General features: G+C 44.3%; 17 protein-coding genes. 14 read left to right on the forward strand and 3 right to left on the reverse strand.

The window, feature by feature from the left end; translation table 11 throughout:
* Positions 1 to 2 precede the first annotated feature (2 nt).
* Positions 3 to 899, reverse strand: a complete 897-nt coding sequence (locus tag VME0621_RS15580; protein ID WP_062458326.1) for an ROK family protein — start codon at positions 897 to 899, stop codon at positions 3 to 5.
* Between the two features lie 260 nt (positions 900 to 1159).
* On the opposite strand from VME0621_RS15580, the gene VME0621_RS15585 reads away from it, so the two are divergent.
* Positions 1160 to 2008 carry a pirin family protein gene (locus VME0621_RS15585; RefSeq protein ID WP_006074623.1) on the forward strand — a complete coding sequence of 283 codons (849 nt, stop codon included), beginning with the start codon at positions 1160 to 1162 and terminating at the stop codon, positions 2006 to 2008.
* A gap of 146 nt (positions 2009 to 2154) precedes the next feature.
* Here VME0621_RS15585 and ppnP read toward each other — a convergent pair whose 3' ends face one another.
* On the reverse strand, positions 2155 to 2436 hold the full coding sequence (ppnP, locus tag VME0621_RS15590; RefSeq protein WP_006074622.1) for a pyrimidine/purine nucleoside phosphorylase: 282 nt from the start codon (positions 2434 to 2436) through the stop codon (positions 2155 to 2157).
* A 134-nt stretch (positions 2437 to 2570) separates the two neighbouring features.
* Between ppnP and VME0621_RS15595 the strand changes: the two genes are divergently transcribed.
* The 6 genes from VME0621_RS15595 to VME0621_RS15620 all read left to right on the forward strand — a co-directional run bounded on the left by VME0621_RS15595 (position 2571) and on the right by VME0621_RS15620 (position 10383).
* Positions 2571 to 3884 (forward strand): ABC1 kinase family protein, encoded by a 1314-nt coding sequence (locus tag VME0621_RS15595; RefSeq protein ID WP_062458329.1) that lies wholly within the window; start codon positions 2571 to 2573, stop codon positions 3882 to 3884.
* A 202-nt stretch (positions 3885 to 4086) separates the two neighbouring features.
* Complete coding sequence (locus VME0621_RS15600) at positions 4087 to 4479, forward strand: DUF2850 domain-containing protein (protein ID WP_370736774.1); 393 nt, start codon at positions 4087 to 4089, stop codon at positions 4477 to 4479.
* Positions 4480 to 4632: 153 nt separating this feature from the next.
* A complete protein-coding gene (locus VME0621_RS15605; protein ID WP_062458336.1) occupies positions 4633 to 5376 on the forward strand; it encodes a phosphatase PAP2 family protein in 744 nt (247 codons plus the stop codon).
* 53 nt (positions 5377 to 5429) lie between these two features.
* A complete protein-coding gene (locus VME0621_RS15610) occupies positions 5430 to 5723 on the forward strand; it encodes an ArsR/SmtB family transcription factor (RefSeq protein WP_006074618.1) in 294 nt (97 codons plus the stop codon).
* Between the two features lie 137 nt (positions 5724 to 5860).
* Complete coding sequence (locus VME0621_RS15615) at positions 5861 to 8371, forward strand: PAS domain-containing hybrid sensor histidine kinase/response regulator (protein WP_062458337.1); 2511 nt, start codon at positions 5861 to 5863, stop codon at positions 8369 to 8371.
* A gap of 395 nt (positions 8372 to 8766) precedes the next feature.
* On the forward strand, positions 8767 to 10383 hold the full coding sequence (locus VME0621_RS15620; protein ID WP_062458340.1) for a methyl-accepting chemotaxis protein: 1617 nt from the start codon (positions 8767 to 8769) through the stop codon (positions 10381 to 10383).
* A gap of 62 nt (positions 10384 to 10445) precedes the next feature.
* On the opposite strand, the gene VME0621_RS15625 is transcribed toward VME0621_RS15620, so the two are convergent.
* Complete coding sequence (locus VME0621_RS15625; RefSeq protein WP_062458343.1) at positions 10446 to 11024, reverse strand: YceI family protein; 579 nt, start codon at positions 11022 to 11024, stop codon at positions 10446 to 10448.
* Between the two features lie 260 nt (positions 11025 to 11284).
* Between VME0621_RS15625 and VME0621_RS15630 the strand changes: the two genes are divergently transcribed.
* From VME0621_RS15630 to VME0621_RS15660, 7 genes are all read left to right on the forward strand, one after another.
* Positions 11285 to 12967, forward strand: a complete 1683-nt coding sequence (locus VME0621_RS15630) for an LruC domain-containing protein (protein WP_062458346.1) — start codon at positions 11285 to 11287, stop codon at positions 12965 to 12967.
* 10 nt (positions 12968 to 12977) lie between these two features.
* The gene (locus VME0621_RS26835; protein WP_197498261.1) at positions 12978 to 13499 is read left to right on the forward strand and encodes a hypothetical protein; all 522 of its coding nucleotides are present in this window, start codon (positions 12978 to 12980) and stop codon (positions 13497 to 13499) included.
* Positions 13500 to 13594: 95 nt separating this feature from the next.
* Complete coding sequence (locus tag VME0621_RS15640; protein WP_370736775.1) at positions 13595 to 14578, forward strand: Fe(3+) dicitrate ABC transporter substrate-binding protein; 984 nt, start codon at positions 13595 to 13597, stop codon at positions 14576 to 14578.
* A gap of 6 nt (positions 14579 to 14584) precedes the next feature.
* A complete protein-coding gene (locus tag VME0621_RS15645) occupies positions 14585 to 15583 on the forward strand; it encodes a FecCD family ABC transporter permease (RefSeq protein ID WP_062458355.1) in 999 nt (332 codons plus the stop codon).
* Positions 15580 to 16545 carry an iron chelate uptake ABC transporter family permease subunit gene (locus VME0621_RS15650; protein ID WP_062458358.1) on the forward strand — a complete coding sequence of 322 codons (966 nt, stop codon included), beginning with the start codon at positions 15580 to 15582 and terminating at the stop codon, positions 16543 to 16545. Before VME0621_RS15645 ends, VME0621_RS15650 begins: the two co-directional genes overlap by 4 nt.
* Positions 16545 to 17309 carry a Fe(3+) dicitrate ABC transporter ATP-binding protein FecE gene (fecE, locus tag VME0621_RS15655; protein WP_062458361.1) on the forward strand — a complete coding sequence of 255 codons (765 nt, stop codon included), beginning with the start codon at positions 16545 to 16547 and terminating at the stop codon, positions 17307 to 17309. Before VME0621_RS15650 ends, fecE begins: the two co-directional genes overlap by 1 nt.
* Positions 17310 to 17424: 115 nt before the next feature.
* Positions 17425 to 19599, forward strand: a complete 2175-nt coding sequence (locus tag VME0621_RS15660) for a TonB-dependent receptor (RefSeq protein WP_062458365.1) — start codon at positions 17425 to 17427, stop codon at positions 19597 to 19599.
* Positions 19600 to 19654: the final 55 nt, after the last annotated feature.

Consider the following 19654-nt stretch of genomic DNA (forward strand, 5'->3'; position numbering starts at 1 on the left):
CATTACAGCGAATGTAAAAAAGCAGCGCCACGAACACCGGAAGAGTCTCCATGAACACTCTTCACCACCTTGGTTTTTATCGATTTAGTAAATGTATACTGAGCTAGCTTATCTTGGACAAGAGGATAGATTTCATCGACATTAGACATTCCACCGCCTAGTACTATTACCTCGGGATCAACAAAATTCACCACGTTAGCGAGTGTCCTTGCTAACTGGTCACAGTAGAGCTCCAAGTGCGCAATGGCTCTGCTATCACCCGATGCATGTAACGCCATGATTTGCTTCGAATCTGCTGGCGAATGCTTTTCTGAGAAGGTGCGACCAAACCCAGTACCGGAAACAAACGACTCAGCACAGTTCATCGACCCGCAATAACATTTAACCGGTTGACCATCAATTTCTGGACTGTAGTTAGGCAGTGGATTATGGCCGATTTCGCCACCTAATCGATTTAGCCCCGTGACAATGCCGTTATTGATAATAACGCCTGAACCGCAGCCAGTACCTATGATTACGGCAACACAAGAGTGCTTAGCCTCTTTGGCTGCCCCATCCTTAAACTCCGATAGCGCCAAACAATCAGCGTCATTAGCAATGGCAACTGGTACATCGATTTGTCTTTGGATGTCACCGATAAAGTCATGGCCATTTAGCACAGTGACATTCGCGCCTTGCATTAGCCCGTCATTACCGACTGAGCCACAACATCCAATACCAATAGATTCTATTTCACCCTTCTCTGATACTGTGTTAATTACTGACATCACAGACGCGAGAAAGCCTTCATACGAACCAGTCTCTGTCGGTTCGCGATGCTTCACAATGGTTTGATAACTAGCAGAATCGAGTGCAACACCTTCAATTTTAGTGCCGCCAATGTCCAGTCCTACGATCATGATGGATTCTCTCTAAAGTAGATTGCGCCGAATTAAACCCAGCGATTTACTTTACTTAATCAAATTTCATTGCGGATCTAAAGCACGTGTCTGTTAAAACCTCGGTGTCGTCACAAAAACTATATACTTTTCATTTTTAAAACTATATAGATATTACCAAAGCATACTCATTCGAAGTTATTGAACGACTCTTTCATTTTTTCCCCCTCTAGATTGTTTCATTACCCGCCTATAGTTGATATCAACAAAGGAGGTCAGCGATGACACTGGTTAGAACAATTGAACAAGTCATTCCATCTCATGCCACATCAGATGGTGATGGTGTAAAAATTCGCCGAGTACACGGCTTCGATAATGCGGCATTTTCACCGTTTTTAATGATCGATGAGCTTAAGTCCGATGACAAAAAAGACTATGTGGGCGGCTTTCCTCCGCATCCACATAGAGGTATAGAAACGCTAACCTATATGATGAAAGGTCACTTTCAGCATAAAGATCACATGGGCAACGTAGGCGAATTACGCTCAGGCGGAGCACAATGGATGGCAGCAGGTCGAGGTGTTATCCATAGTGAAATGCCAATCATGGAGGAAGGTGACCTACACGGATTTCAAATTTGGATCAATCAGCCAGCCAAAAATAAAATGACACCGGCGCAATACCATGACTTTCAACCAGAGACCATTACTGAATATGAACAACAAGGGAGTGGCTTAATTCGTCTACTCTCCGGTGAAATCAGGGTAAATGGCTCCCTACTCGCTGGGCCACTGACGAAAACTGGAGTCCCTGCAACAGTGGCGGACTGGCGCAGCAATCGAGGAGATTCGGTAAGACTAAACGTCCCTTCAGAACACAATATGATGCTTTACGTTTACAAAGGAGCTGTGAGTGTTGCGGATAAAAGTTTGAAAGAAGGCGAACTTGCACTAGTTTCAAAAGGAGAAGCAATGGAGATGACAGCGAGTTCCGAGTCCGGGGTATTAGTCTTTGTTGGTGAGCCAATAAATGAACCCGTCGTTCACTACGGACCTTTTGTCATGAATAGCATGCAAGAGATTCAACAGGCGATTAATGATTATAACTCAGGCGTATTCGATACTTACTAACCAATCCGAGTTGAAGATTTTAATTTGACACCCTAATCCACTGCCTATGTGTCACGCATCGACGAGATCGTCGATGCGTTCTTTTTTCTGACGCATTTTAATATCGAGCCAGACGCAGCGATACTGGTGCTTTACATTGTAAATCTCTATAGATATTCACACAGGTATGCAGTCGCTTGTTCCACTTTTAGATCAAAACTAGAGTCACCAGCCACATTAAAATGTTCACCCGACGAATACGTCTTCCATTCTTCTTCTCCAGCAAGGCGCACTGTTAACGCTCCTTTCACTACCGTCATTTTTTCAGGGGCAGCCGTCCCAAACGTGTATTCACCTGCAGCCATCACACCAACACTGCTGTCGCCATCTGCTTGAGTAAAACCCAGTGATTTCACAGAGCCTTCGAAATAGGTGTTTTCTTTAATCATCTTTTTTGACTTCCTTGTTAGTTAATCATCGTAAAAGCATGGTTTTACCTCACAAATTGCCGTAAAACAAGAGAATGATCAATTGCTAAGATCAATTGGTATAAACGAGTAACATGATTTAACAAGGTTTTGATATGTCGGACAAAGCAACTCGAGTACCCACTCATCGCATAAGTCGCTTAGGAAAGTTGGCGTCTTTGGCCACACGTGTGACGGGAGCAATGGTGACGGAAGGCGCAAAACAATTAGCTCAAGGTAAGCGCCCTGTCGCAAAGGATTTATTGCTCACCCCTGGCAATATCAAGCGAGTGGCCGACCAATTAGCGCATTTGCGAGGAGCAGCAATGAAAGTAGGACAGCTCATGTCTATGGACGCAGGCGACCTCATTAGTCCTGAGCTTGCAGAAATTCTTGCTCGCTTACGATCCGACGCTTCCCCGATGCCCGCCAAGCAACTCGCAGCTGTGCTAACTCAAGAGCTAGGGAGCGACTGGAAACATAATTTTGTTGAGTTTAATTTTAAACCTATAGCCAGTGCCTCTATAGGCCAAGTTCATCAGGCTCACTCTGATGATGGCACTAAATTGGCTATCAAGGTTCAATATCCAGGCATCAAAAAAAGCATTGATAGTGATGTCGACAACGTAGGTACTCTGCTCAATGTCGTCGGTTTGATCCCGAAAGGCGTCGATTATCGTGGCTTACTTGAAGAAGCAAAAAAGCAGCTGCATGCTGAAGCAGACTATCTATTGGAAGCAGAGCTTCTAGAACGCTATCGAGACTATTTAGGTGACGATCCAGATTTTATCTTACCCGCAGTGCAAAGAAACCTCACCACTGATAATGTACTGGCTATGACTCATGTATCAGGTGTGCCCATCGAGTCTCTTATCAATGCAGACCAAAACACGCGTGACCGAGCCATGCGGCTACTGTTGCAATTGCTGTTCAGAGAGATATTTGAATTTAAGTTGGTCCAAACTGACCCAAACTTTGCCAACTTTATGTTTAATTCGGAGCAACAAAAAATCGTGTTACTCGATTTTGGTGCTACTCGAAGCTATGGCGACAATATTAGCAATGGATATCGCCATGCATTCAGTGCGATTTTAGACGCTGATACCCCTCGACTGGACGCGGCGTTGCAGCAGATTGGTTTCTTCAATCAAGACATTCTTCCAGAGCAGAAAAGTGCCATCTTTGACCTCGTCACCTTAGCTTGTGAACCGTTAATGGCATATGGCCTCTATGACTTTGGTTCTAGTAATTTAGCGCAGCGCTTGAGTCAAGCTGGTACGGTACTTAGCATGGAAAAAGACTATTGGCACACGCCGCCTGCTGACGCTTTATTTTTGCACCGTAAAATTGGTGGGCTCTATCTTTTAGCCGCGAGATTGAAAGCAAGGGTGGACGTGCAAAGCTTGTTTTCGCCTTACATTCTCAAGTAGTTTTAAAGTGCCAACTCACAAACAACAATGTGTTACAAACAATCAATACATTTATAAAACGGCGCGTTTTATTCTTCAGTAATCGTCACGGTTGCCGATACCAATAAAAAGCCCACAAGGAAGTGCTTGAATGACAAAACTAGGCAGAACATCTAACAACAATGACTCATTAGTATTAACTGTCATTTTGTTGATCTCGGTTATGCTGGCATCAGCTTTGGGGTTTGCTTTCTACACTAGCCATCAAAATCATATTTCGCCTAGCCGAGTGTACGGGAATTGGATAGAAATTGGGGCTCCCAAACAAAGCACCGAAATTTTGACCTTTACTGATTATGGAGCCTTGCGCAACCATAGGTTGATCGCAACTTCTTTCGAATTTGATGGTCGAGTCGTTAAGTTGAAAACAGGCAGTGGACTTTGGGTTTATGAACGAGTGGGCACACCCAGGTCACCGCAGTTACGCAGAATCTCCCCTGCTCTACCCCCACAACGATTCATTTTTGAAGGCTATGAACACACCGTCCCGATGGACGGCTATAACCCAGGGCAAAATCGACGTTCGGCGCTTAGGGAGCATTTCTCAACTAAATAGCACTTGGGCAGCAGGATCGGTGAAACTTTTTCTCCTAAACGCTCTAAGCCTGTGAAAAACAATGCCTTTGCATTACATTATGACAGAACCCTGAATTACAACGCTTGATAATTTACTATGATAGCGCCCTTTATAATCGACCCAGCCTATAATATGAAGTTAACGTCCATAAAAGAATCTAAGATCGCAGGCATGCTCTGTCTTGCAGCATTTGCTTCCCTAACATTCATCATTTCGCTGGTGTTTTTTCCGAGTCACCTCACTTCCGTTGTTACAAAGGCAATTGGAGCGCTGATGCAAAACCTTACCTATTCTGCTGGGCATCAAGGTTTTCTGATTTCATTAGCTATCCTTGTTGGACTTAGTGCATGGCTTCGTCGTCACACAACTAACAATCTACATCTATTGATTCAGCTAGGATTGCTGCTTGTTCTTAGTTTTGGAGCAAAAACCTTCCTTAAAGAGTTTACCCAAAGCCCGCGACCTTACACAGAAACACTCACTGAGCTTCATGTCATCGACTCACCACAGAGTTTCTACAACCTCACCGTTGATGAGAAAAATGACAGGATTCATCAAGTGGATGAACAGGTTAGTGAATGGCGTACTAAGCACTGGATTGGAGAGACTGACTATTCGTTTCCATCAGGCCACACGATTTTCGTTTCTGTATGCGTGCTGTTTTTTGGTGGGCTTTTTGCAAGCCAAGGCCGTTATGCACTCGCTTCACTGGTCATAGTATGGGGTGTTGGCGTTGCAGCAAGCCGTTTGTGGTTAGGCATGCATAGACCTGTCGACCTATTTGCTTCGATGTTATTTGGGCTTGTCCTCTATATCATCATACCTTCTCACTACCCCATACTGGACAAGGTGCTGTTCAAGATCAAAAATCGCTAGAGACTGCTATAAATTTCCATTATTATCGAAATACTGATTTTGGAGAGAGTTGTATGCAAATTGAAGTCGCTGCGAAAGCCCTAAAAGAACTTGGCCACGTTACTCGCTTGGCGATATACAGACAGGTTGTGAGAGCTGGACACAAAGGGACGCCTGTAGGTGAGATTCAAGATCGATTGAATATCCCAGGATCTACGTTGTCACACCATATCTCAAGCCTAGCTTCGGCGAACCTTATTCAACAACGCAGAGAAGGAAGAACGCTCTATTGCGTTGCCAACTATGAACACTTAGAAGGTGTGATTAGTTTCTTACAAGATGAATGTTGTATCGACGAATCTTGCTAAAACCCGACTCAAGGCTTTACGTTTACGTAAAGCCTTTCTTCTTATAATTAAGACTTCCCCTTATTAGCGGCTTCGCAACTTAGCGATATTTCCCAATGGTTCGTACAGTTTTACTATAGCCTCAGGGAGATGTGTCGATGAAAGCCTCAAAGGCGGCCGGTTATTCCGGTCGAGCGCTTCTTATTATATTTATGGTGATAACATTTAGCATCACTGCGATTGTCGTGCTGATGGTTGTCGATCGTGAAGCCGAGAAAACTATTGCTAAGCTACAGTCCAATAGTGCACAGACTGAAATCCAAGCGGCTAAAAACTTTATGGATCAATTTTTTATTGCGACAGATATGCACATCTCTCATCTTGTCGAAGAACCAGCCATCATTGGAGCCGTAAGCGGTGGTGCACAAATAAATAGCCATCAGCATCAAGCCCATAATAACACTAACCACTCACACGGTAGTCATGGACACCAAAGCGGCACGGATGTTTTCAAACATCTTCATCAGTTTCACCTCTCAAATGTTGAAGTTAAATTTTGCTTGTTTAACTCAGAAGGTATCGTTGTGTTTAATACACTTCCTCAAGAAGGCCCTATTGAACAACGTCTCCAATTGTTGAAGCTCATTAAGTCCAGCTCAACCAACGAAACCGTTTATCTCTTAAGAGAACAAAACGATCAGAAAATCATAAAGTTCTATAAGCCCATTTATGTCAAAGACCACATTCAAGGCGTTGTCGTAGGTGCATTTCCCTTTTACAATGATAGCTTCTTCAGCAAGCTAAATAGCAATAACTCTCGTTGGTTTTCTCTAACACAACCCGGTTCAAACTGGCTAGAAACACCTCCAGGAGACAACTGGAAAGTCGAGAGTATTCAGTTGGCTAAATCTAACATTTCATTAGTTTTTGCAATTAATAACAATGCGTCAAATGCGCAACGAGAAGAGCTACTAAGTCGTCTTGCTATTGCTCTTATTATCGCACTCTTAATCAGTTCAATTATTGTCTATCTTTTTGGTCGCAGGTTAATTATCAATCCTTTCCAAAAGCTTGAGCAATCTAGAACTCAGTTAGCACAACAAGCTGAGTTATTGATGAATAAAGAGCGTGAAGCTACTCGATTGGCCAACGTCGTGAAACATACGAGAGACGCAGTGTTGATTACCGATAAACAAGGCCGTATCGAATGGGTCAACCAAGCTTTCGAAAGTATGACTGGCTTCCGTAAGGATGAAATCTTAGGAATTAAGCCAGGCACACTATTACAAGGTGAAGGTTCCAATGAAAAAGCGATTGAGAAACTGAGAAAAGCAGTCAAAGAGCACCAACCTACAAGAGTTGAGATCCTTAATTTTTCACGAACTAAGCAGCCCTATTGGGTTGATATCGAGATTTCTCCAGTTTTCAATTCTCATGGTGAATTAGATAAGTTTATTGCGGTAGAAAGAGATATAACTGCTACGAAGAAACTTCAGAGAAAGCTTGAAAATGCAGTAGTTGCGGCGGACTCTGCTAATATCGCTAAAACCCAATTCCTTGCCACCATGAGCCATGAAATAAGAACCCCGATGAACGGCGTCCTTGGGATGGTTCAAGTCATGCTGTCCGAGGCAAAAGAGCAAAAACAAAAGGAAAACCTCTCACTCATCCTAGAATCAGGCAATCACCTCATATCTATTCTTAATGATATTCTCGACCTAACCAAAGTGGAGCAGAATAAAATAGAGCTTGAAAGTAGTCCTTTTACCATCGAGCAGATCATTGCTCCGCTGCGCTCTACTTACCAAGCTGTCTGTCAGGAGAAAGGTATAAGACTCAATATTGAATGCTATATTGATGCGAATACGACTTTTTTAGGCGATCGCAATCGTGTAAGGCAGGTTCTGTACAATCTTCTCAACAATGCCATTAAGTTTACTGAACGCGGTGGAGTTACAGTAGAAATAACCAATAATCCAACCACTCCATCATTACTCAGGTTTTCAGTGCAGGATAGTGGTATTGGTATTGAAACAAGTGCTTTGGAGAGAATTTTCGAACCCTTCGTACAAGCTGATGCCTCAACAACAAGAGAATATGGTGGAACAGGTCTTGGATTAGCTATTGTGAAGCAACTCGTCGAGAAGATGGGGGGCACCATTGATGCCACTAGCGAGCTGGGACAAGGAACTCGGTTTGAGTTTGAGATTAAACTGCCGGTGACCGATGGTGAACATATTAAACTAGTCGGCAATAAACAGCATTACCCGTCAGCGGTTCGTCCTCATCATATTCTTATCGTCGAAGATAATCGTGTAAACGCTATTGTTGCTTGCAAACTGCTGGGACTAGAGGGACATACTACCAACACCGTAACTAATGGCGCTCTAGCATTAGAAGCTCTGAATGAACAACATTACGACCTTGTTCTGATGGACAATCACATGCCAGTTATGGATGGCGTGGAAGCCTGTACGCGCATTCGCGAACAGTTTGGATCTGGTTTACTTATTTTTGGTTGGACCGCTGATGTTTTCGCTGATTCAAAACAAGCGTTTATTGATGCTGGCGCCGATTGTGTTCTGCACAAACCACTTAAGAAAGATGAACTATGTGATGCCATTATGCAATTTTCTGATACTCAAGAGCATAGTCGCTATAAAGATTAACTTCGACAAATTATAAAATAGTCGAGTCTGAATGTTATGTAACGTCAAATATTCTTAGGTTTAGGTTAATAGCAAAGGACTCATTCTATCAATAATCCACATATAGCATGATATTCTGTTCTATTTAATACCTTCCAAATTAACAACAATATTATCAGCAGGTGCATTTACCTCTGAAGTCATGCGGTTATATTTATCTACAGAAAATTTAACTTACATCACATATATAACTCACCATTGATTAAAAATAACGCAACTAACACGTAAGACATTATATTTAATGAGAAATCTATCTATTAGTTCGTTAAGATGCATGTAAATAATATTAATAATCTACTTTCATTCGTCAGCCAAATGGAATTTGGTCTAATTATAAGTTGGAGAGGAAACCTTCAGTGAAACTGAATAATCTGTCTATTCGTACCAAGCTGCAAGCTATTGTCGCCTTCGCAGTTTTAATTCTATTTTCTCTTGGAACATTTAATCTATTAATACAAAAAGATGCTAGCTACGATCAAAGAAAAGATCGAGTTCGCTCAAATGTTCAAATCACCTACGAGATTGCAAAACATTATCAAAAGCTCGAATCTACGCTTGGCAAACAAGCTGCACAACAAGCTGCGATAGATGCAATTAGCCAAATTAGATACGACGGCAGTAACTATTTCTGGATAGCGAGTGCTTCTAATACAATTGTAATGCACCCTACGCAGCCACAACTAAATGGCACTAGTACAAACACACTTACAGATTCTAGGGGCAATCACTTTTGGCAAGAAATGTCATCCATTGCCAAAACCACTGGCAGTGGTTTTCTTACCTACTACTGGCTAGGCCCGAACGGTGAGGAGTCCGAAAAAATTTCATTCGTAAACTATATCCCGGAATGGGACTGGATTATTGGTTCAGGCGTTCAAACCTCTGATATTGATAAAGCGTTTCAGAGCCAGCTTATAAAAGAACTTATCGTAGACTCCGTAGCAGCACTTGTGCTCATCGTCATTTGCTTGCTTGTTGCACGTAACATCATCAAACCCATTGAATCACTCGTAGCACAGGTTCATAAAGTCGCAGATGGCGATCTCACTGTCGATATGCAAACAGAGCGTCGTGACGAAATAGGTTATTTGAGTAACGAACTGGGTCGAATGATGGATAAGCTCAAAGAAACTATTGGCGCTGCCAAACGTTCAGCGGACTACTCTGGTCAATTATCCAGTAGCATTGCGGCAGCAAGTGAAGAAACCTCAACGAGCATAGATTCACAAAGCCAACAACTTGAACAACTCGCTACCGCGATGAATGAAATGTCATCAACCATTCAAGATATCGCGGGTAACTCTGAAAGAACATCAGCAACCACAGAGGAAAGCAAAGACTTTGCTGCTCAAGGTAGCCGAAGCATGGGTTATACACTTAACAACATAGCTGGGATCTCCGATGACATATCCAGTACCTACCAGTTAATGGAAGCGTTGAAACAAGGCGTCAATGATATTAGCAATGTCGTCAATGTTATTCATGAGGTCTCAGAGCAAACCAACTTGCTCGCGCTTAACGCAGCGATTGAAGCAGCACGAGCTGGCGAACAAGGGCGCGGCTTTGCTGTGGTGGCAGACGAAGTCAGAAACTTGGCAAGTAGAACCCAAGAGTCAACAGCTCAAGTACAAACTACCATCGACAAACTCAACGAACGTACAGACAGCGTGCTGTCTGTTATGGCTTCAAACCAAACCAAAGTGACAGAGAGCGTGGACCTTGCCTCACAGACTCAAGACAAACTTGATACTGCTGTCGCTAAGCTCAACGATACTTATGACATGGTGGCACAAATTGCGGCAGCAGCGGAACAGCAAGGAGCGGTTGCGAATGAAGTGAACGAAAATGTCAGCATCGTCCATATGTCTATTAGTGAAATACGCCAGGCGAGTCAGAGCCTTGCGGAGCAATCTCAATCTATGGCAGCAGCATCTGACGAGCTAAATCACAAACTCTCTTACTTCCGGGTCTAAAGCCCCAAAAAAAACGCTCCATCTAAGATGGAGCGTTTTTCATTATCAATTGATAATCTCAGTTATTTTTGGTTGTACACCATGATAAAAGTGATGGGCACTGATGTAGCTATTGATGGCAGTCCTGCAACCTCACGTAACTTTTCAATGCCCACTTCTAGTCCAAAATCTGATGCTTGCACAACCACAGGATCCGTCGAGACAATGGCAATCTTATTTTCAGTCAGTCGCATCACCGTTAGTTTGGCTGCGTAAGTTTTCTGCACGCCATGTAGATCCACGGTAAGGTCATTAACAATTGAGTACACTCCACCAATTTGGCTGTTGTCCAGTTGACTCATATCGACCACAGTGGTGATCGTCGTTTTGGCAAACTCTGCAACATTAAACAACATTGTTTGCATGCGTTCGTTACGAATAGGAATATTGGTCTCAACACTGGATAGGTCAATGACTACCGTAGCTTTACCATCATCGCTGATGGTCCCCGTCATTGAGGAAAAGTGATGCACTTCACTCACACTGTTTTTCTTGGTCGACACAAATTTTAATGACGAGTTATTGCCATCTAACATCCATTCGGCCTGCACTGGAAGCACGACTATGAAGGCCAACAACATTGTTACCATTCTGACTATCATTTTTTTCTCCTAACTGATCACTGACCTAGTTAGGTTTAGTCTAACCTACCGAGAAACGCCATTTTGCTTACCGCGAACCTGCATAATCGCCACAATCTCTCATTGTCCCATCGTTCTCACTATTCCCACGATGGTTCTCACATTGCGAATTTCGCAAGAATCAATTCTATTGCATTGAAATATATAGGCTTATTACTAGGCATCGAATTTGCTTACCTCTGAATAACTCGCCTTTAAACATAAAAATAGAGGAATAAGCGATGAGAACAAGGAACGTCATCACACTAGCCAGTTTACTCCTACCATGGCAAGTTTATGCTCTTTCTGTAGCAGATTTAACCTTCGAGTCTGGCACGGACGCATCAAATTATTCAGCTAAGGGAAAGCCGAGTAATTTATATTCTGTTGCAGACACGTTACCTCAAGACGTATTGACCAATGTCTACTCCATGCTTCCAGAGGGTAGTGTCGTCAACAGTGCTTTCATTGCACCAGATAAATACTCAAGCATCGATATTGACGATGAACTAAACGGGGCAGAATATGCAACCGCCCGTATTACCTTCCTTAACGAAGGTGCTGGATATCGAAACAGCCTTGGCTATTTTGTTTTCGACACTGACAACCCTCCTACAGATAAAGACGATATTGATGCCCACATTATTGTCTTTCCCAATGCCTCAAAACCTGGAGAAGGAGAAATGCAAGAAGGGGATACGATTGACCTCGGCGTACAACTGACTGCCAATCAAACACTCGCCTTCTTCTTGATTCCGAACGGCTGGGGCTGGGAGGGGAGCTACAACAATATTGCTAACTTTGGGAATTGGGGAACACCTTTTTATAGTTACCCAGCTTTGAATCCAGAAACTACCATGGAACACAGAAGGCATAACGTTGCTTTCCTTGATGTTCAAAATGAGTTTTTGGTATTGAGTTTTGAAGATATAAAACGTCCATCTGGCGATAACGACTTCAACGATCTCATCTTTACCGTTGAAGTCACTCCTTTTGAAGCCATTGATGGCGTAAACAATGATGGCACGACCGACTCCAAATATGAAACACTTGTGCAAGAAAACGATCCTGACATTTCTATCACCTCGGTCTATCCCAGTTCAGATTCTATGGCCACTATCGCTTTTGAAGACCGCTGGCCATTAATGGGGGATTACGATTTCAATGATGTGGTGTGGAGCTATAAGATTACCGAGCAAATCAATGGACAACGCGAGCTGACCAACATCACCATCGACTACACACTGCAAGCTATGGGTGCTGGCTACTCTAATGGGTTTGCGCTCCAATTACCTAACGTCGATCCAAACAACCTTGCTTCGGTTACATTGACAAGAAATGGACAAAGCGTCAGCCATACTGTTCAACAAGCGTCCAACGACGAAACTATCTTAATCATAGCCGAAGACTTACGAGCAGAGTTATCCGCGCTAGGGGGACTGCCTCTTGGTTGTCATTTTTTCAAAACAGACAGCACGTGTCTGGCAATGCAACAGGACATTAGTTTGTCTTATCAACTTACTGTTGAATTAACGAATCCTGTGTCGCGCGACCTAATTGGTTATCCACCCTATGATCCGTTTATATTTGCCTCTGAAGGAGAATATCATGGCGATTTTGTTCAAACACCACCAGGGATGACTTGGCAAACACACATGAAGGCCTTCGGTGGTACAAGTTTTATGGATAACACCTTATTCGGGCTTCATGATGACCGCTCTGGCGGAGCACAATCGTTTCTATCAGAAAACAATATGCCTTGGGTTATTAATATTCGTGACCAATGGGACCACCCAAAGGAACTGGTTGATATTACTGTCGCCTACCCTAACTTTCCTAACTGGGTCACGAGTGCTGGCGAACAAGATAGCGATTGGTACCAATACGCGAGCGCAAACCAAGTAATCTCAAGTTCGGAACAGTAAGGAGTGTCCTATGATAAACCCAATAAAACCTCTCACTCTTTTCGCTGTCCTAGCCTCAATTGTTGCATGTGGCGGTGGTGGCGGTGGCGGTGGCGGTGGCGGTGGCGGTGGCGGTGGCGGTGGCGGTGGCGGTGGCGGTCAAGATACTGCGAACACCACTCCGGCAAAACCCGTTGAAACCCCGACTGAAACACCAATTGAACGAACTGCAGACCTAGTGGCAGATAGAACATTTTCATTCGATGTAGGCCAGATCATCACACTGTCAATTGACAAAGGCAACGCAGGTAAAGGTGCGTTGCATATCTATAGTCAAGCCGCACACACTTTTGAAAATGGAGATGTCGCTGCTGAGCCAACTTCACGAGTGACGACCATTTATCCAGCCGAAACCGATGAAGTCACATTGCAAGTTAACAACAATTGGACCAAGATTTACGCTCAATGGGTGCCGATGACAAGTAGTGAAGAAGAGCAAACCTGGACTATTGATTTGAACCAAACCCAGAACGCTTACCATCTCGCTTTTTAACTTAGCTTGTATTGGGCTCGGCTCAATCTCCGAGCCCATATAACGTTTGGTTTGGTTTGACACTTCATTCATCACCATAGGCTATCGATAATAGTATTGATAACCATTATTGTTTGAGATACGATTGCGCTCTTTTGTTTCTCCCTTTCAGAATGAGCCAATCAATGAAATCACTACTCGCTAAAGGATTAAGCACGGTTTTTCTACTTTCGTTCGCTCTTATGGGTGCATCTGCACATGCACAGAGCCAACGCGTCATAACCGACCAACAAGGCAGTATCACCATCAAAGGAACACCAACTCGAGTCATCGCACTTGAATACTCGTTTGTGGACGCGTTAGCTGCTGTTGGTGTTTCACCGGTAGGCGTAGCTGATGACAAGAACATTGAGCGAATTCTTCCGGAGATACGCGAACTGATTAAACCTTGGCAATCAGTGGGCGTAAGACCTCAACCAAGCCTAGAAGCTATCTCACAATTAAAGCCAGATCTCATCATTGCTGATGCTGAGCGTCATAGCACGATTTACAACGATCTTATGGCCATCGCACCGACGATCTTGTTGAAAAGTCGCGGCGAAACTTACCAAGAGAATTTACAGTCTGCGATGAAAATTGGCATTGCAGTCAATAAAGCCGATGAAATGGCAGCACGTATCGAAAAACACCATAAAATCATGGACCAATACAAGGCTAAGCTTTCTTCGAATGAGTCGTTTCAGTTTGCTGTTGTAACCGATAAAGGTATGTGGCTTCATGGCCCAAACTCATATGCAGGGGGGGTGATTACTGCGCTTGGATTACATGGTCCAGCGGTGCCAAAAACCGATAAAGCCTACATTGAAGTCAGCTTTGAGCAACTACTAAAAATCAACCCTGACTGGCTGCTGCTTGGCCCTTATAAGCCTCACACTGTTTATGATGACTGGCAATCAAATCCATTAAGCAAAATGCTAAAAGTAGAGAAAACTGAGCAAGCAGTGAAGGTTTCTCCACAGCTCTGGTCATTAAACCGAGGTATTTTGGCAGCTGAAGGCATCGCCAAAAACCTCTCTGATATTATTAATCAACAGCACTAATTCAATATGCTTCAATCAACACAGTGCAAGCTCTGGCTTGCACTTATTGCTGGTACGTTGCTGAGCCTAAATCTCTCTTTAGTGGCGTGGTCTAGCTTTGACCTATCTTTTCAATCATTGCAGGGCTTCTGGCTACACTTTGATTCAGCCAGCATGGAACATCAAATCATCGCAACACTAAGAATGCCTCGTGTACTCAGCGGTGCATTAATTGGAGCTAACCTCGCTGTTGCAGGCGCTCTCATGCAAGGATTGACTCGTAACCCCCTCGCTTCACCATCCGTGCTTGCTATCAATTCTGGAGCGGCACTATTTATCGTGTTGAGTAGCTTTGGCTTCCTATCTTTATCCGTGCCAACCGCGGTAATGGGTGCGATAGGCAGCGCGTTAAGTGGTCTGTTAGTTATGTTTCTTGGTGGCGCTTTTGATGATCGTCCACACCCTGTGAAACTGGTACTGGCGGGCATCGCTATCAACGCTTTGCTGCTTGGACTCACACGCGCAACGATTATTCTTGCTGACGATCAAGCCTATAGCGTGCAATCTTGGCTCATTGGCTCAATTAGTAACTTAGATTGGTCTGCCCTACACCAGTTATTGCCAATTAGTGTTGTGGGGTTAGCGTTAGCGTGGGCGCTTGCTCATCCTCTCAACCTGCTAGTTCTTGGTAACGATGTCGCTACAGGCTTGGGCGTAAATACCAGCTTGATTCGATTACTGGCTTTCGTGGCTATTATTTTACTAACCAGTATCAGTGTTTCCATTGCAGGCCCTATTGGCTTTGTCGGTCTGTTAATTCCTCATATTGCACGCAAACTTGTCGGACACAGTTTCTTCGCTCTCATTCCCGCTAGCGCATTATTGGGAGCAATCTTAGTCATGTGTTCAGACGCACTTGCCAGAGGTATAGCCTTTCCCACGGAAACGCCGGTTGGTATCGTCACTGCGCTGATAGGTACACCCTTTTTCATTTTTCTTTCTGTAAAAAGTCGGTTTAGCTCATGAGTAGAACTTGGCTAGTCCTTATCTCGACGACCCTCGCACTGTCTGTTTTCAGTTTGTTAGTAGGAGTCGCTGACTTATCGTTGTCGCAAATAACCGTAACAGCCTTCAAAGGTGGCGAGTACGATTTCGTTGTCAATCACTATCGACTTCCACGCCTCTTCCTCGCCATTGGTGTTGGCGCTGGATTAGGAATCTCCGGAGCGTTGGTCCAAGGCGTGATCCGCAACCCTCTCGCCTCACCAGATTTAATCGGCGTAAGTGCTGGTGCTGGGTTTGTTGCCACACTTTTGTTGACAGTATTCCCCAATGCACCAGTTTGGATGCTGCCAGTTGCCGCAATGATTGGTGGCGTATCTGTGGGGTTATTGCTGATCATCATCGCGCGCTCAGTTCAACTACCACCAGCCAGAATGGCACTCACTGGAATTGCTATCAGTGCCTTTCTTGCTAGCGGCATCGATTATTTGCTAGTGGTACACCCCATCGAGATCAATACTGCAATGATTTGGCTCACCGGCAGTCTATGGGGACGAGGCTGGGAGCAGATGCCTTATATCTGGATGGGGCTTGCGATCTTACTGCCTCTTTCATTGTGGCTCGCATGGCGACTAGACATTATTGGTCTTGGCGATGAATCTGCCATTTCCCTTGGTGTCGAACTTAACAAAGTACAAGCCATAGCGCTGATTTGCGCCGTCATGCTTGCCAGTTTGAGTGTGTCTATCGCCGGAACGATAAGCTTTGTTGGTCTTCTTGCACCGCATCTCGCTAGGCTACTGTTCGGACATAATCATAAAGCTTTGCTGATGGGCTCCGCTGTGATTGGTGCACTTCTTGTCCTTACTGCCGATACCATCGCTCGAGGGATCTCGCCGCCGATCGAACTTCCTGCGGGCGTTCTAACCTCTGTCATTGGCGCACCCTATTTCATCTTCCTACTCAAACGTTACAAGGGCTGGTAATGCTGTCTGTCGAGAAATTGAACGTTGCCTATGGCAACAACACTATTATTGAAAATCTGAATTTGACGATTCCGAAAGGCAAAATTACTGCGCTTATTGGTCCTAATGGATGTGGAAAGTCCACGTTATTGAAAACGTTAGCTCGGATAAACAAGCCTAAATCTGGAAGAGTCCTACTTGATTCTACGCCCTTAGATGAGTACGGCTCTAAGTCGTTGGCCAGACGTCTTTCTATGCTCCCACAAACCCATACCAGCCCGGAAGGCATCACGATTCAAAAACTGGTGGAGTATGGTCGCGCGCCTTATACCTCTCACTGGGGCAAATTGTCCCCTGAAGATAAAGCGATTGTAGCTAATGCAATGCAAGCAACTGGTGTAGATACACTTGCACAAAGCCCAATTGATGCGCTCTCTGGAGGTCAAAGACAACGTGCTTGGATCGCAATGATCGTCGCTCAGGATACTGAAATTGTGATGCTTGATGAGCCAACGACTTATTTGGATCTATCTCATCAAATTGAGCTCATGCGGATGATGCAAGATATGCATGCACAAGGAAAAACGGTGATTGTGGTACTGCACGATTTAAACCAAGCCTGTCGTTACTGCGACCATTTGGTGGTGCTAAAGCAAGGGCAACTCGTAACCCATGGCACTCCAAAAGACGTGTTTACCCAATCGTTATTAAAAGAAGTCTTTGACCTTGATGCGTTGGTGATTGAAGACCCTATTTCTGGTTCACCTATGTGTGTAGCACGATAATTATATCAATAGGTTATAGATCGCCATTCGTTAATAATAATAACGTTATTGATAACTATTATCAAAAGCATTAATATCGCCACCCTAATGAGAAACACAGTGGTAATCAGGACACATGGCAAATCAAACTGGGAAGAAAGTCGTCTCCCTTTCGCTTCTCGCTCTGTCAATCGGACAAGCATTTGCGACAGAAGAAGTAAACGAATCACAGCCAACAAACAAACAAAAAACTGACGAAAATATGGTCGTTACTGCGACCCGCTATAGTCAAGATACAGATAAAATTCCAGGCTCAGTTCATGTCATTTCAGAAAAAGAACTGGAACAACAAACTGCGGTATCCGATGACCTAACCAGTGTTATCGCCAACCTAGTTCCGGGCATGACGCCAAGTCGACAAAAGCTCTCTACCCAAGGTGAAAACCTTCGTGGACGTACTGCACTTATTATGGTTGATGGTGTTCCGCAAAATAACCCACTTCGCAATGGTAACCGTAACGGTTACACCGTAGATTCTTCAATGCTTGAGCGTGTGGAAGTGGTTCAAGGGGCAAGTGCCGTACAAGGTAACGGCGCCACTGGCGGTATCATTAACTACGTGACAAAAAGTGCTAAACCAGGCGACCATTGGAAGCAGACCGTTGGAACACGTGTAACCTCAAACCTAAAGGAAGATGGTACAGGTGGTAAAGTCTATTACAATCTAAGTCAGTATGACGAAGATTACGATCTCTTTATTGGCGGTGCGTGGGAGCAACAAGGGTTGTATTACGATGGTAATGGCAACCCAATCGGCATGAACTCTATCCAAGGTGAAACGCAAGATTCCAATGCCACAAACTTTCTCGCTAAAGGCGGCTATAACTTTGATGGCGGCAATCAACGCGTCAGCTTCAGTGCTAGTCGCTACCAACTAAAAGGCAACCAGAACTACGTTAGTGTTCCTGGCGACTGGCAAAATGGCATTCCGGGAACCGTAGTTCCGGGTACGCCTTCTGGCGATCCTACGTCAAACTATGCGGAACTGTATAACTTTGGTTATGACCACTATGACTTCTTTGGTGGCGAGCTGAAATTCCAAGCCTTTTACCAAGACTTTGAAGCGGTATTTGGTGAAGCATCATGGTGGCCCACCGCAAGCAAACAATACGATCAAGGCGCTATCGTATCGACCAAAAAGGGCTTTAAGCTAAGTTATGTCAAAACCGATCTTCTAGGTTTGGATGACAGCTGGGTCGTTGGTCTAGACGGTCTGGAAGATACCACTAAGCAAAAACTCACTCAATCTGGTAAAGATGTAACTCCAGATATGATGTACCAGAGCTTAGCTCCCTTTGTTCAGGGCGATATGCTAGTCACCGATTCTCTACGCCTTTCAGGTGGTGTTCGCTTTGAGAATACCAAAGTAACGGTTGCAGATGGTCAAACCTTGTGGGGCTATGGTAACGCAGGGCATCGTCAGGTTGATATTATTGGCGGAGAGCAAAACTTTTCTCAAGCCGTCTTTAATGCTGGCGCTGTTTATGACTTTACGCCAAACATCAGTTCATTCGTTGGCTTTAGCCAAGGCTTCGGCTTGCCAGACATTGGACGCGTACTGCGTGGTAACTGGATCGGAGGCCCAACCGTCGTTGCTCCTGTAGGCGGTGCACCTATCGACTTCAACACCATGCCGGCGGTGAAACCTGTTGTAACGGATAACTACGAAGTGGGATTAAGCTACAGCGATGACAAATGGTTTGTTAGTGGTAGTACTTATATGTCTATCGCTAAAGATGGTGCGAACCTAAGCCTAAACAGCGGCGGTACTTATGATGTTGTGCGCCAACGCACCGATATTAAAGGTTACGAGTTTACCGCGACCTACAATATTTTGCCTACTACACAGATTCAGGCACTGTATGCTCACGTAGAAGGTCAAGTAGATACCAATCAAGATGGCTCGGTGGATAGCGACATGGATCTTAAGAACCTGTCTCCTGATCGCCTATTGATGGCGGTCAACCACAGCTTCTCTGACCGTTGGAATGGTCGCCTACAATACAACCATATGTTCTCTCGAAGTAAAGAGAAAAACGATGCCGGTAGTGCACAGCAGTTTGACGGCTATGGCTTGATGGATGTGTCTATGTTCTACGATATGCAGCGTTACGGTCGTATCAGTGTCGGTATTGAAAACCTATTGAACGAGCAGTACATCAACTACTTTAGCCAGATACGCCACCACAATGCGTATTACTTCTCTGGCCGTGGTCGCACATTCAGTCTAGGTTACGAAATCGATTTTTAATCGCTGACAACACAGAGCAATAAAAAAGCCCGCTTCAATGAAGCGGGCTTTTTAC

The sequence above is a fragment of the Vibrio mediterranei genome, from assembly GCF_900088415.1.
Classification (GTDB): Bacteria; Pseudomonadota; Gammaproteobacteria; order Enterobacterales; family Vibrionaceae; genus Vibrio; species Vibrio mediterranei.

Bases quoted from the DNA above. Each gene is read 5' to 3' on its own strand.
- VME0621_RS15580 (WP_062458326.1), bottom strand. From the start codon at position 899: ATGATCGTAGGACTGGACATTGGCGGCACTAAAATTGAAGGTGTTGCA.
- VME0621_RS15585 (WP_006074623.1), top strand. From the start codon at position 1,160: ATGACACTGGTTAGAACAATTGAACAAGTCATTCCATCTCATGCCACA.
- ppnP (WP_006074622.1), bottom strand. From the start codon at position 2,436: ATGATTAAAGAAAACACCTATTTCGAAGGCTCTGTGAAATCACTGGGT.
- VME0621_RS15595 (WP_062458329.1), top strand. From the start codon at position 2,571: ATGTCGGACAAAGCAACTCGAGTACCCACTCATCGCATAAGTCGCTTA.
- VME0621_RS15600 (WP_370736774.1), top strand. From the start codon at position 4,087: ATGCTGGCATCAGCTTTGGGGTTTGCTTTCTACACTAGCCATCAAAAT.
- VME0621_RS15605 (WP_062458336.1), top strand. From the start codon at position 4,633: ATGAAGTTAACGTCCATAAAAGAATCTAAGATCGCAGGCATGCTCTGT.
- VME0621_RS15610 (WP_006074618.1), top strand. From the start codon at position 5,430: ATGCAAATTGAAGTCGCTGCGAAAGCCCTAAAAGAACTTGGCCACGTT.
- VME0621_RS15615 (WP_062458337.1), top strand. From the start codon at position 5,861: ATGAAAGCCTCAAAGGCGGCCGGTTATTCCGGTCGAGCGCTTCTTATT.
- VME0621_RS15625 (WP_062458343.1), bottom strand. From the start codon at position 11,024: ATGATAGTCAGAATGGTAACAATGTTGTTGGCCTTCATAGTCGTGCTT.
- VME0621_RS15630 (WP_062458346.1), top strand. From the start codon at position 11,285: ATGAGAACAAGGAACGTCATCACACTAGCCAGTTTACTCCTACCATGG.
- VME0621_RS26835 (WP_197498261.1), top strand. From the start codon at position 12,978: ATGATAAACCCAATAAAACCTCTCACTCTTTTCGCTGTCCTAGCCTCA.
- VME0621_RS15645 (WP_062458355.1), top strand. From the start codon at position 14,585: ATGCTTCAATCAACACAGTGCAAGCTCTGGCTTGCACTTATTGCTGGT.
- VME0621_RS15650 (WP_062458358.1), top strand. From the start codon at position 15,580: ATGAGTAGAACTTGGCTAGTCCTTATCTCGACGACCCTCGCACTGTCT.
- fecE (WP_062458361.1), top strand. From the start codon at position 16,545: ATGCTGTCTGTCGAGAAATTGAACGTTGCCTATGGCAACAACACTATT.
- VME0621_RS15660 (WP_062458365.1), top strand. From the start codon at position 17,425: ATGGCAAATCAAACTGGGAAGAAAGTCGTCTCCCTTTCGCTTCTCGCT.